A 12,740-nucleotide genomic window follows, 5' to 3' on the forward strand; every position below is an offset into this window, starting at 1 on the left:
TTACAGCCTCATTCCCATACGGCTCTTATACCGGTTAATTAAAACTTGGCAGTCTACGCTCATAATGCCCGGCAGAGTATAGAGCTTTTCCTTTAGAAAATGCTCCATTTCCTGGTTGTTGCGAAACAGCCCGTGCATATGCAGCTTGCTTGGGCCCGTCATATGGTAGAGACTCGTAACGAACGGCTCCGTAGACAGCTGATCGGCAACTGCGTGCAAATGCTTTGGCTCTACTTCTACATTGAAAAATGCAGAAACGTGAATGCCTATCCGCTCAGGATTAATAACGGCGGTAAAGCGTTCAATTACGCCGCCATCCATTAGCGCATTGATGCGGGATTGAACGGCAACCCGGGATAAACCGATTTCTTTGGCTAAATCTGTGTAAGATATTCTTCCATTGATATTCAATTCAGCTATAATTTTTCGATCGATATCATCAATTTCTATCGTGCTCGTCTCTTCAAACGGCTTTGTTTGCAATTTTAGCAGCTCCATTCAGAAAATTATTCATATCAAGGTGTCTTGTAATATCACGTTCTAATTACCATATGTATAAATATAAACACAAATTCATTCGTTATCAATATAATTTTGAAATATTGCTTACGTTTTAGTTGCCTATCAAACGCTGAGATGGTATTTTAGATTTATACATGATGTTATATTATCTATCATTAAAAATAGATGGCGAGACATATGCTAATCAAATTCATATTCAGGAGTGGTAGACGTGAATCAGTCCGTAATTGGAACCAAAGCAATGGTAGTAAGCCCACATTATTTAGCTACAGCGGCTGGCGCACGCATACTGGAGCAGGGGGGCAATGCTTACGATGCGGCTGTTGCGGTCAGCGCATGCCTGGCAGTCGTGTACCCCCATATGACAAGTCTCGGCGGAGACTCTTTTTGGCTCGGTTATCATCATAGCGAGGGCAAAGTAAGAGGATATAATGCAAGCGGCCGTTCTGGCTATAGAGCAAATATAGAAGCCTTTGCGGGGCTTGCGGCAATTCCGAATCGCGGCGTGGGCAGTATTGTAACGGTGCCGGGTATGGTGGATGGATGGGACGCGGTTCACAGCGAGTACGGTAGATTGACATGGGCAGAGGTGCTGGCGCCTGCGATCGATTATGCCGAGAATGGTTTTCCGATGTCCAAGGATCAATATCACAACACGGTTCATAACGAAGCTGTGCTGGCAAGGACGCTCGAAACCGCGGATATTTATTTGCCCGGCGGCCAGGCCGTAAAGATTGGCGAACGCTTCAAGCAGCCCGCGCTCGCCGAGACGCTGCGCCGCCTCGCCCAATTCGGACGCGATGAATTTTATAAAGGCGAGACAGCGAAGGAAATGACGGACTTTCTTGCGAAGCATGACGGGCTGCTGGCAGCGGATGACTTTGCGGATCACAAAGGCAGCTGGGTGACGCCGATTGAGGGCTCCTACCGGGGTTATGCGATTCATCAAATGCCGCCTAATTCACAAGGCTTCTCGGCAATTATGGCGCTTCATATATTGGAGAAGTTCAAGCTTGGCGAGATCGAGCACGGCTCACATGCCTATTACCAGCTATGCGTGGAGGCGCTCAAGCTCAGCTTCCGTGATCGTAATGCTTATTTATCCGATCCTGCGTTCTCGAACGTGCCGCTGGAGCGACTATTGGACAAAAACTATGCAGCTGCGCTCGCTGCCTCAATCGAGATGAACCGAGCTTCAACGGAGGAGTCGCAGGTGCTTGGCAGCGATACCGCTTATGCGGCCGTTGTCGATGAGGAAGGCAATTCCGTTTCGTTTATCCAAAGCCTCTACTTTGAGTTTGGGTCCGGCGTGGTTGCTGGCAGTACGGGCATATTGCTGCAAAACCGCGGCTCGTTTTTTTCGCTCGACCCGAATCATGTGAACAGCCTTCAGCCGGCCAAAAGGACCTTTCATACGCTTATGCCAGCGATGGCTTGCCTAGGCGGCAAACCGGCAGTGCTGTACGGCACGCAAGGCGGAGAAGGACAGCCGCAGACGCAGACCGCGATCATTACTCGCATGATCGATTATGGAATGGACCCGCAGCAGGCGATTAATGAGCCGAGATGGGTATGGGGACGCACATGGGGAGAGCCGACACAGGAGCTGAAGATCGAGGGCCGGGTATCGCAGCAGGTACTGGATTCGCTGGCAAACGCGGGCCACACGGTTCGGAAGGTGAAGGACTTCGACGGCATAATGGGGCATGCGCACGCCATTAGGCGCGACGAGCAGGGCTTCCTGCAAGGCGGCTCCGATCCGCGCTGCGACGGTGCGGCCATTGGCTGGTAGCCATATCGTGAACGATAAGAAGGGGAGGAATTCGATGCAAAGCTGGAATGTGTATGCGGATGAGCGAGCGGTGGTAGAGCCTATTGCTGAAGGCGCGCTAAGCGGTAAAACGTTCGCGATTAAGGATGTATTTGATATTGCCGGACATACCACTGGCGCTGGCAATCCAGACTGGTTGCGTACGCATGAGCCTGCAAAGGAGCACGCTGCCGTAGTAGACCTGCTTCTGCGCGGCGGCGCACGTCTTGAGGGCACGACCATCACGGACGAGATTATGTACAGCATAAACGGGGAGAACGCCCACTACGGCACACCGATTAACGCAAAAGCGCCGGGGCGCATCCCTGGCGGCTCTTCCAGCGGATCGGCAGCGGCGGTAGCGGCTGAATTAGCCGATTTCGCAATTGGCACAGATACTGGCGGCTCGATTCGTGTCCCATCTGCGTACTGCGGAATATATGGCATTCGGCCAACGCATGGAGCGGTTCGTACGCGAGGATTGATCCCGCTTGCACCAAGCTTCGATACGGTAGGGTGGATGGCTCGTGAACCGCAGCTGCTGCTTGAGGTTGGTCTTGTGCTTTTGGACAAACCAGCTGGGGGTAGCGCAAAGAAGGATGCTGAATTTAGACGCATGCTGTTCGCTGATGATGTATGGTCGTTAACGGATCAGCATACGTTGGAAGCGGCAACTTCGTATTTTCCGGCGCTCCGCGATTTGGTTGAAGAGGGGAGCCATGTTAAGGTTGCCCCAGGCGGGCTGCCGGAATGGATGAATGCGTTCCGTACGATTCAAGGAATCGAGATATGGCACGAGCATCGAGAATGGATTGAGCGGGTGAATCCCGCATTCGGTCCGGGTATTGCCGAGCGATTCGCATGGGCAAGCACCCTGAAGCTCGAAGATCATGCAGCGGCATTCACGCTAAGGGAAGAAGCAAGAAGCCGAATGGATGAGCTGCTCGGTGATGATGGGGTGCTAGTTCTGCCAACGGTGCCTGCCATTGCACCGCTGCTTCATTTGGGAGGAACTGAGGTGGAGCAGCGCCGATTGCGGACGTTCGAAATGAGCTGTATCGCCGGACTAGCCGGCTTGCCTCAGATTACGGTGCCCATTACAGGCGAGCTTGGCTGCCCGGTCGGCCTTTCTTTCGTTGCTGGCCGTGGTCAGGACTTGAGGCTGCTGGAATGGGTGGCGAACCGCGTGGACGCAATCGTGAAGCCGACTATCTAGCAGAAGGAGGGCTGTACAATGAAATTAGCAACGGTGAAAATTAACGGCAGTGAGCTATGCGCGATCGTTGGCGCGCAAGGCCTAGTACTCATTGAAACGATTAACGCGGCAGAGGCTGCCAATTGGAGCACGGAGCTGTTCGAGCTTATCCGGGTTGGAGAGCTGGAGCTGCTCACGGAATGGTATGGCAAGGGCGGCAAAGAGAAGCTGGCGCAGCTTGAAGCGATACCCTTCGAGGAAGCCGAGTATGGCCCGCTCTATCGCTATCCGCGCAAAATCTGGGGAATTGGCCTCAACTATGTGAAGGATGCCGAGGAGCTTGCTGCTGTCGATCCGAGTGAGGAGCCCGTCAGTTTCATGAAGCCGGATACGGCCTTGATCGGTCCGCTCGACGCCATACGAATTCCTCCGGATGCGGGTAAAATTACGGCGGAGGCCGAACTCGGCATCATTATCGGCAAAACGTGCAAAAACATTACGGAGGCAGAGGTATATGACGTCATTGCCGGCTACACAACCTCGATTGACGTAACCGCATCCGACATTCATGCCCGTAATCAGAGGTATTTAACGAGGGCCAAAAGCTTTGATACCTTCTTTAGCTTTGGGCCGGAGCTGCTGACAAAGGATGAATTTCCAGATCCGCTTTCCATACAAGTGGAAACGGTGCTTAACGGTGAAACAGTTCATTCGAATAGGACGTTTAACATGAAATTTCGGCCATGGTTTTGCGTGGCTTATCATTCGCGCGTTATGACGCTGCTCCCGGGAGATATTATTATAACGGGGACGCCAGGCGCTGTCGTTATTCGTGATGGAGATATCGTGGAATGTCATATCGACCGTTTTGAGCCGCTGTTGAATCCTGTAAGGGATTAGCAGTTGCTAGGTAGGTTGAAAACTGCTATAAATAAGTAAGTAAATAAATAGTGGTTTGGAGGAGAGACGATGATCGACGTATTTCCTGCTGCAGAGCGGCATTCGGCAGACCTAGGCTGGCTGCGCAGCCAGCCTAGCTTTTCGTTCGGAGGTTACAATGATCCGAACCGAACGGGCTTTAGCGTGATGCGTGTGTGCAATGACGATTATTTGGCCCCGGGAAAAGGTTTTGGAGCCCATCCCCATAGCGACATGGAGATCGTATCCATCGTGTTGGACGGATTTATACGGCATGAAGATAACCTCGGCAATTCCGTCGTATCCTCTTTTGGCGAAGTACAGCGCATGTCGGCTGGAACTGGCGTCATCCATACGGAATTTAATGCCTCGGAGGAAACGGAGCTGCGGCTGCTGCAGCTTTGGTTTATGCCGGCGGAACGGGGACTTGCTCCGTCTTATGAAGCGAGCAGCTTCGATCCGAACAAGCTGCACAATGCCCTGCTGCCTGTTGTCTCTGGGCAAGGAGCGGAGCAAATCGCATCGATCGGGCAAGACATGACGATCTATCTGAGTAAGCTGGAGCAGGGAAAGCAGCTATCTTACACCGTTGAGCCGGGACGCAAGCAATTCATTTATGTGATCGAAGGCTTACTACAAGTAAATGACAAGCAGCTCGAGACAGGCGATACGGCACAAGCTGCTGCGTTAAATGAGCTCGCTTTTCAAGCTGATTCACCGTCATTTTTCATGTTGATTGATTTGCCATAAGGTTTCGAGATCAGATTGCACGCGCAAGCTTTGGGGAGGTGTTACGTGATGAAGCAAACGTTTCAAGTGAAGCACGCGATAGGCGGACGGATGTTTATCGATTCTAATAAGCACGGCGTACCTTACACGCAGGAGGCACAGGGGCAGGGCTGGCGATTCACGGCTCACGTACCGGATGGTCCGATGCTCCAAGAGGTGCTCGCTCACAAACATGAGCTGAATGTGTTTATTTTTCAAGAGTATGAGGATCAGCCGACGCTGAAGACGTGGTATTACATCAAGGATGGCCAGGTCGAATACGATGCGGATAAGGGCATTCTTACGATTATCGCCGATTCTCGCATTGAGTATTACCCGCATGAATACTCGGTTTAAATGGAGTGGGAATTCAGGATGAAAAGACCTTTTGGCGGTTATTCCGTCAAAAGGTCTTTTCGTATTTTTTTATTTATTGGTGCTGTGCTGCTTATTGGAGAGTCTTTCTGCTGGGTTTCCGTTGCCGCTGCGCCGCTTATTGAGCTCGGCTTTGTGTTGATTGGCTTTTATTTTATCGACGAAACTTTTGGTGCTTTCCAATACTTTTCCCTCCTCGGATGCAATTGTGATATTTACTACCCTCCATTAGAATAACCAACATTTGAAAAATCAGGCATAACCGTCAATTTATTATTCGGTAGCCATTGAACGCAGGATAGGCCATCCTTTATGATGGCAACAAAGATATAATCGGGAGATGAGATAGCTGCCGAGCCATGTTAAGCACGTATATGCTCTAACAGCACCCAAATAACCAGAGTTTGCTGCCTGTAAGCACCTATAGGTGCTTACAGCAATCCACCCCAACAGGAGAAGCGAGGTACATATGATTAGACTCATTGCAAGAGCTTATATACAGGAAGGCAAGGTAGAGCAGGCGATTGCTGCCGCGAAACGGGAGGAAGCGGTACTGACGCTAATGGAGCAAGGAGAGATCATGACCGTCGGCTGCTTTCGGTGGGAGCGCAACCTATTCTTGTATTGCGAATGCAGGAACCGACAGCTCGAGCCGTCTGTGCTGATGTCGTCGGTTGCGCCATTTTTAGAGAGTTGGCCAGGGCAGGCTGAGACGCGGAAGTGGATTCCAATGATCGATGTGTTTCATTTCAACGAGCCTGCCAGCGAGGAGCATTGGCTGCGTAAGGAGACTGTTGAGCGCAGGGTCGGCAGGGTGGCGCATTTGAAGCCGGAGATGGCGGCGAGCTATATCTATTATCATTATCAGCTGCAGGAGGAACAAGCTTTCCATGGACCCAAATATGAGATCATCGCGATGCATGAGAATCTTTTGTTCGGTTATCAAGAGTTTCCCGCAGTCGTAGAAGCGCCCGTCTTACCTGGGAAGCTAAGCACGAAGGGTACGCCTACTCCTTGGAGCGATTCGAGAATGGACCTGCATTTCCAGCCTTGGGAGGACGGGCATTTGTTTTTCAAGCCAGTGGAGCAGCTATTCGCTTATTACAATAATCCGACAAGCGTAAACGGCTGAAGCCGACCTCTGGCGGATAAGCTAACGTTTCGCGTAGAAATATTGAGAAAGTAGGCAGAATGATATTCTTTCCTATATTTTAAAAAAAGGCGCACAAGCATAGTCAGATATTTGCCTTTATTGGACGAAATATGGTACAATAAGATTACTTGAAAGTTTGTAGCACATATTCACAATACACTGCTGTTTATAAACGATAACTGCCCCTAACTCATCAGTTCGAGGCAGTTTTTCCTTTTTTATCGCGAAGGGGGCTGACCATGTACAATCGTAAAAAACCGCTTGAAGAGATTCCGGAAGAAAACACGAAGGTATGGACATGCGAGACGGAAGGGTGCAACAGTTGGATGCGCGACAACTTCGCGTTTGATCACGTTCCTACTTGTTTGATCTGCCATGAACCAATGGTCAGCGGCGAGAAGATGCTGCCCGCGCTCAATAACTCCAATAGTGACATGAAGACGCTGAAAAAGGGAACGCCAATTATGTAGTTTCTTCTCCAGCAGGCAGAAGCCGAGCTTTGCACGTACGGTTAACACCGATCGCGCAGAGCCCGGCTTTTTTCTGTTCAGACATCCCCGCCATAATGGTGTTTGCGGTAATCATTCGGCGAGCAGTTTGTTCTTTTCTTAAAAACTCGGCTGAAATATTTCTCATCCTGAAAGCCGACAAGTTCGGCGACCTGCGAAATTTTCAGCTGACCGTTCGCAAGCAGCTCCTTCGCGCGTTTAATGCGCACCTCCGCGATGAAATCGGACAGATTTCCATTCGTTTCCTGCTTGAATTTACGCGAAATGTATTCTCGGCTCAAATAAAATTTTTCGGAAATATCCTGCAGCGTAATATCCTCATGAGGATGCTGCTCAATATAGGCGGCAATTTCCTCAATGACGCTGCGTTCCTTGTCCTGCTCGGCGAATCTTGCTGCAATCTCGAAGGCTTCCTCCAATACGGCATGCTGCCATTGCTCGAAATCAAAAAAGCCTCCCGCATCAACAGGCAGCGACGCATGTTCTCCGTTAGCCGCCACGCGGCTGTTTCCGTTCCTGCTGCGCTCATTCTTTGATTCCCATATCGATTTGGCAAGCTCATATTGCTGACGCCACAAGGCAAGCTGCTCCAAGGAAAGAAACCGTTCCTGCTCTAATAGATCAAACCATGGCTTCAAAGCGCGGCGGATTTGCTCCTTGCTGCCGCTTAGCACGGCAAATCGAATGCGTTCTTCATGCTCGCTAAAGAGGAGCGGCGTGTTTTTATTGCTGCCAGAAGCTGAGCTGAACACATGTAAATATGTGTCATTGAGGAGCAAATTTCGGCCCATCAGCGCAAGTCTTGCTTGCTGATAGGCGCTGGCGCCGGCGGCTGGAAAGGCGACAGCGTCGCTTAAGCCGAAGTGAAACTGGGTCTTAAGCGTCTGAAGGAAAGCGTGATTCATCCCTTGAATGAGCTCAGCAGCCTGATCGCCTTCTCCCCAAAAGAGGAGCAGAATCTCCTGCTCATGGCTCCAGTGGCGAAGCGCGAAGCCCTGCTGCCGTGCCTTTAAGAATTCATTGCAAATATTCGTTATCGAGAATAGGAGCAGGTCGAGACTATCCGCGAATTTGTCACGTACGGCAGGAGGGATGAGATCGAGCCTGATGACTGCAATGCGGACTCTTGCTATCGGTTTTGTAATGCCGAGTTCCTGCTTGATGGTATCGGCAAAGCCGGGATGGGCGCCAGACTCATTAATGATCGTTGAGAAATACTGCTCCAGATACATCGGCTTCAGCTGGTTCAGCTCGATGTTCATCGTACGCTTTCGAGTACGTTCCTGCTCCTCGGTCGTCCAGCAATCCACGGCTTTCGTAAGCGCGCCAATAAGCTGATCAGCGTCAATCGGCTTGAGAATATAATCGACTCCGCCGTATTTGACCGCATGGCGGACGAAGCTGAAATCATCATGGCCGCTGATGACAATGATTTTGCTGGCAGGCGCGTGCTCTGCTGTCCATTGCAGCAGCTCCCTGCCATCCATGTTCGGCATCATCATATCGGTAAAAATAATTTCGGGACGATCGCTGCGGATCAGCTCCGTAGCGGACATGCCGTCCTGTGCTTCCAGCAGCGTATCGATCCCGAATTGCGCCCAAGGTACGAGCATGCGAATCGCTTCCCGCACATGCTTCTCATCGTCAATAATCAATGCCTTCATGCCTCATTCTCCTTCGACAGCGGAATATGAATCGTAACGGAAAAACCGTGCGGCTGTACATGCCGCAGCTCCATGGCGGCGGTCGCGTTGAAATGCAGGCGCAGCCGGGACAGCACATTATGCAGCCCGATGCCGCCTTCTTCTTCGATTGCTTCGCGAGCGGTTCCAACCTTCGGCACCCGTTTCAATTGGCTTAATACTTCCTGCAGCCGCTCTTCGGACAACCCGCAGCCATTGTCCTTAACTTCAATGGACAACAATTGCCGCTCTTCATCCAGGCTGCTTGTGATCGTCAGCTCGGACGGTTGTTCAAACGATTGCACAAATCCGTGCTTGAAAAAGTTTTCGAGCAGCGGCTGCAGAATCATTTTCGGAATCAGAATGGTTCTTGTCCGCTCATCGATGCTCAGCTCAATATGAAGGGCGGTATCAAACCGCTGCTTCTGCAGGTCGAGATAGGCTTGCACGTAATCGAGCTCGCGGCTGAGCTCTACGACGGCGTTCATCGTATTCATCTGATAGCGCATCATTTTGCCAAGGGATGTAATCAAGGAGTAGGCTTTCGTATCCCCGTGCTGAAGCGAGACGGTGCCTATTGACTGCAGCGCATTGTACAAGAAATGCGGGTTGACCTGCGCTTGCAGCGCTTTCAATTCATTGGTCTTATTGGCGATCTCCAGCCGGTATTCGGTAAGAATCAGATTGTTGATCGTCTGCATCATGGATCGGAAACGTCTGGCGAGCAGGCCGATTTCGTCATTGCTATGAATATCAATCGACACGTTTAGATTGCCGGTTTCAATTTTGTTCACGTACCCGATTAGGCGCAGGAGAGGCTTCGTGAATCGTATCGAAATGAATAGGGTGGCGAGCACGACGACAGCCAGAAAGGCGATACCGACTGCTGTATTAATGCGTGCAATACGGTCTGCGGCACTGTAAAGATGCTTGTAAGGCGTTTGCTTGATCAAAAACCAGTCCATATAGGGCGTTTTGATCCGGTCGTAGAAGACCATCCCATCGAAAGCCTCTGTTTCCCAATCGAAATGGCCGCTGTCCTGCCCGGATTGCAGCACCGTGCTGAGCCAGCCTTGCTTTGCAGCCGTACCAATCTCGGTCTTATCCGAGGATAAGACGATTTGGCCGTTCGCATCGGTGATGTAGAAGCTTTCCTGTCCGCTGTCGTACAGCTGGCGGTTCAAATCCTCGAGCACATGCAGCCTGACGTCGATGGATAGCTCAGCCAACAGCACCTCGCTCGGCGCTAGGAATATAGGGCGATGCAAAGTAAATACCATTTCTTCAGAAGCAGCGGACTTTAGATCGACAAGCCCGTAATTATGGCTTTGATGCGATGCCTCGATATACGCTTTCTTTGAGGTTAGGGGCACTTCTCCCGTGTTCTGGCCGACCTTGATATCATCGTTCCAGAGCAGGTATGTCGCATTCTGCTTCACGACGTACAGCCTGACTTTATGAAATTCGCTTACGCTTTGATACATGTTGTAGAGATGGTCCTTCAGCAGATTGCGATTTCGGATTACGTCCGTAATATCGTTCGGAAACACCTCATCCTCCATGCTGTGCTCCAAAATATAATACAACGATCGTGGCACGTTCATCGCATTATAGACGGCAAGCGACTTTTGGTTGATGTTGTTCATGTAGTTCATGATGTTGGTTTTGCCGAGCGACAGCAGTCGATTGTTTTTGGCGATGGCTTCCTCGGTTATCGATTTGGTCGTCGCATTGTACGAGATGACCATGGAGGTGGCAATCGGCAATATGGTGGCGGCAAGCAGCAACAGCATAAGCTTTTTTCGAATCGTATTGAATGGCTTCCCCGTGTTCATGATCACCATCGCTCGCTTTCTGTTCCTATCGCTTATGCATACACAGTAACCGATCCATGTGCGGATGGTCAATATAGTCCACCTACCTTATCATCATCCTCTGTGTTCGGAGCCCGCCAATCGGTTTTATACTGTGAGTATCAACAGACAGCTGCCGTCAGAGGGAAAGAGAAGGGGGACGAGGGAAATGTCCAAAAAAATCAAGTGGACCGAGTGGGTCCAGCAAACAGTATTTGTCGGCCCTGGGCTTATTGCCTTTATACTGATTGTGCTTGCACCGTTCGTGATGGGCTTCTACTATACGTTCACGGAATGGAATGGGATGGATCTAGGCAATGCCAAATGGACAGGTATGAAAAATATTACCAAAATATTTACTGACGATGAGCGATTCTGGAATGCCTTCTGGTTCACCACGAAGTTTACGCTCGCTGCGGTTATTGTAACGAATGTTATGGCATTCCTGCTCTCGCTGCTGCTAACGCGCAACCTGAAGAGCCGCAATTTCTTGCGCACGGTGTTTTTCCTGCCGAACGTAATCGGGGGCCTGCTTCTCGGCTACATTTGGTATTTTATATTCGTGAGGGGCTTCCGGGCTATCGGCGAAGCGACGAATATCGGCTTTTTCAATCTGCAATGGCTCGGCACACCCAATACGGCCTTTTGGGGCATCGTTATCGTGTTCGTATGGCAGACAGCCGGCTACATGATGATTATCTATATCGCCGCGATGATCAGCGTACCGAAGGATTTGATCGAGGCCGCCAAAATCGACGGCGCCGGCGCATGGCAGCTGCTGCGCTCCGTAACGGTGCCGCTCATCATGCCGGCGATTACGATCTGCTTGTTCTTAACGACCTCCAATTCGTTCAAAATGTTCGATCTAAACCTGTCGCTGACAGCCGGCGGGCCAGGCAATGCAACGGAATCCATCGCGCTTAACGTATACCGCGAGGGGCTAGTGAACAATCGATACGGGCTAGGGACAGCCAAAGCCATGATCTTCTTTTTCGGAGTAGCGCTGATCACGGTCACGCAGGTATGGATTACGAAAAAGAAGGAGGTGGAGGCATAATGGAAAACAGGCAGCGTTACACGCCCCTTATCCTGTTGCTTGAGCTTATCGGCGTTGCCGTGGCGCTTATCTTCCTGACGCCGTTTTATTTTCTCATCATCAACTCATTCAAAGAATTGAAGTACATTTTGCTTAATGCCGCTTCCCTGCCGGAGAAGCTGGGGCTCGACAATTTTAAGCGCGCGTGGGTAGCGATCGACTTTCCGACCGTGTTTCTGAATTCGTTCTTAATTACCTCGATCAGCGTGCTTCTGCTCGTTGTAGTCAGCTCCATGATGGCTTACCGCTTGGTGCGCAGGCCGACCACCTTCAACAAGCTGCTGCTAACGGTGCTGATCGCAGCCATGATCATTCCCTTCCAATCGGTCATGCTGCCGCTCATGCGAATTACGTCGATGTTCGAGCTTCGCGGCCATCTCTATGGTATCGTTATTTGTTATATGGGCTTTGGCATATCGTTATCGATGTTCCTCTACCACGGCTTTATCAAGTCCGTTCCGCTGGAAGTGGAGGAAGCGGCAGTCATGGATGGCTGCTCGCCGTATGGCGTGTTCTGGCGCATCGTGTTCCCGCTGCTCAAGCCGATTACCGTTACGGTTATCATTCTGAACGTCCTGTGGATCTGGAACGATTACTTGCTCCCGGTGCTTGTCATTAACGACAATCTCACGACGATTCCGCTTGCGGTGCAAAAGTTTTTCGGTCAGTATTTGCGCAAATGGGACTTGGCGATGGCGGCGCTCACGCTGAGCACGATTCCGATTATTGTATTTTTCTTGTTTTTGCAGAAGCATATTATCGAAGGAATTACTGCGGGATCTGTAAAAGGATGATAGCTCGCATGAATAAATGGAAGTTATCAACATTTTACACCTATATGTACAATATATTCGGTGTT

13 protein-coding genes are annotated in these 12,740 nt (G+C 50.6%); 10 read left to right on the forward strand and 3 right to left on the reverse strand.

All coding sequences use genetic code 11. From position 1 onward, the window contains the following. Positions 1–483: an Lrp/AsnC family transcriptional regulator gene (locus tag AB4Z29_RS10630; RefSeq protein WP_441943028.1), complete on the reverse strand. Its 483-nt coding sequence runs from the start codon at positions 481–483 to the stop codon at positions 1–3. Positions 484–763: 280 nt separating this feature from the next. On the opposite strand from AB4Z29_RS10630, the gene ggt reads away from it, so the two are divergent. The 8 genes from ggt to AB4Z29_RS10670 all read left to right on the forward strand — a co-directional run bounded on the left by ggt (position 764) and on the right by AB4Z29_RS10670 (position 7,211). After that, a complete protein-coding gene (gene ggt / locus AB4Z29_RS10635) occupies positions 764–2,314 on the forward strand; it encodes a gamma-glutamyltransferase (RefSeq protein ID WP_441943083.1) in 1,551 nt (516 codons plus the stop codon). A 34-nt stretch (positions 2,315–2,348) separates the two neighbouring features. Next, positions 2,349–3,548 (forward strand): amidase, encoded by a 1,200-nt coding sequence (locus tag AB4Z29_RS10640; RefSeq protein ID WP_441943029.1) that lies wholly within the window; start codon positions 2,349–2,351, stop codon positions 3,546–3,548. 18 nt (positions 3,549–3,566) lie between these two features. Continuing rightward, positions 3,567–4,427 carry a fumarylacetoacetate hydrolase family protein gene (locus tag AB4Z29_RS10645; protein WP_441943030.1) on the forward strand — a complete coding sequence of 287 codons (861 nt, stop codon included), beginning with the start codon at positions 3,567–3,569 and terminating at the stop codon, positions 4,425–4,427. A 69-nt stretch (positions 4,428–4,496) separates the two neighbouring features. Then, the gene (locus AB4Z29_RS10650; RefSeq protein WP_441943031.1) at positions 4,497–5,195 is read left to right on the forward strand and encodes a pirin family protein; all 699 of its coding nucleotides are present in this window, start codon (positions 4,497–4,499) and stop codon (positions 5,193–5,195) included. A gap of 45 nt (positions 5,196–5,240) precedes the next feature. Then, positions 5,241–5,570 (forward strand): hypothetical protein, encoded by a 330-nt coding sequence (locus AB4Z29_RS10655; protein WP_441943032.1) that lies wholly within the window; start codon positions 5,241–5,243, stop codon positions 5,568–5,570. 18 nt (positions 5,571–5,588) lie between these two features. Then, on the forward strand, positions 5,589–5,825 hold the full coding sequence (locus AB4Z29_RS10660; RefSeq protein WP_441943033.1) for a hypothetical protein: 237 nt from the start codon (positions 5,589–5,591) through the stop codon (positions 5,823–5,825). A gap of 232 nt (positions 5,826–6,057) precedes the next feature. Next, the gene (locus tag AB4Z29_RS10665) at positions 6,058–6,720 is read left to right on the forward strand and encodes a hypothetical protein (RefSeq protein ID WP_441943034.1); all 663 of its coding nucleotides are present in this window, start codon (positions 6,058–6,060) and stop codon (positions 6,718–6,720) included. Positions 6,721–6,980: 260 nt separating this feature from the next. After that, positions 6,981–7,211, forward strand: a complete 231-nt coding sequence (locus tag AB4Z29_RS10670; RefSeq protein ID WP_053373644.1) for a cold-shock protein — start codon at positions 6,981–6,983, stop codon at positions 7,209–7,211. A gap of 77 nt (positions 7,212–7,288) precedes the next feature. On the opposite strand, the gene AB4Z29_RS10675 is transcribed toward AB4Z29_RS10670, so the two are convergent. Both AB4Z29_RS10675 and AB4Z29_RS10680 read right to left on the reverse strand, forming a co-directional pair. Next, positions 7,289–8,914: a response regulator transcription factor gene (locus AB4Z29_RS10675; RefSeq protein WP_441943035.1), complete on the reverse strand. Its 1,626-nt coding sequence runs from the start codon at positions 8,912–8,914 to the stop codon at positions 7,289–7,291. Beyond that, a complete protein-coding gene (locus AB4Z29_RS10680; RefSeq protein ID WP_441943036.1) occupies positions 8,911–10,776 on the reverse strand; it encodes a sensor histidine kinase in 1,866 nt (621 codons plus the stop codon). Before AB4Z29_RS10680 ends, AB4Z29_RS10675 begins: the two co-directional genes overlap by 4 nt. Positions 10,777–10,954: 178 nt before the next feature. Between AB4Z29_RS10680 and AB4Z29_RS10685 the strand changes: the two genes are divergently transcribed. Then, the gene (locus AB4Z29_RS10685) at positions 10,955–11,842 is read left to right on the forward strand and encodes a carbohydrate ABC transporter permease (RefSeq protein ID WP_441943037.1); all 888 of its coding nucleotides are present in this window, start codon (positions 10,955–10,957) and stop codon (positions 11,840–11,842) included. Further along, the gene (locus AB4Z29_RS10690) at positions 11,842–12,675 is read left to right on the forward strand and encodes a carbohydrate ABC transporter permease (RefSeq protein ID WP_441943038.1); all 834 of its coding nucleotides are present in this window, start codon (positions 11,842–11,844) and stop codon (positions 12,673–12,675) included. Before AB4Z29_RS10685 ends, AB4Z29_RS10690 begins: the two co-directional genes overlap by 1 nt. Positions 12,676–12,740: the final 65 nt, after the last annotated feature.

Origin of the sequence: Paenibacillus sp. 2TAB23 (genome assembly GCF_052115165.1) — a bacterium.
Lineage (GTDB): Bacteria > Bacillota > Bacilli > Paenibacillales > Paenibacillaceae > Pristimantibacillus.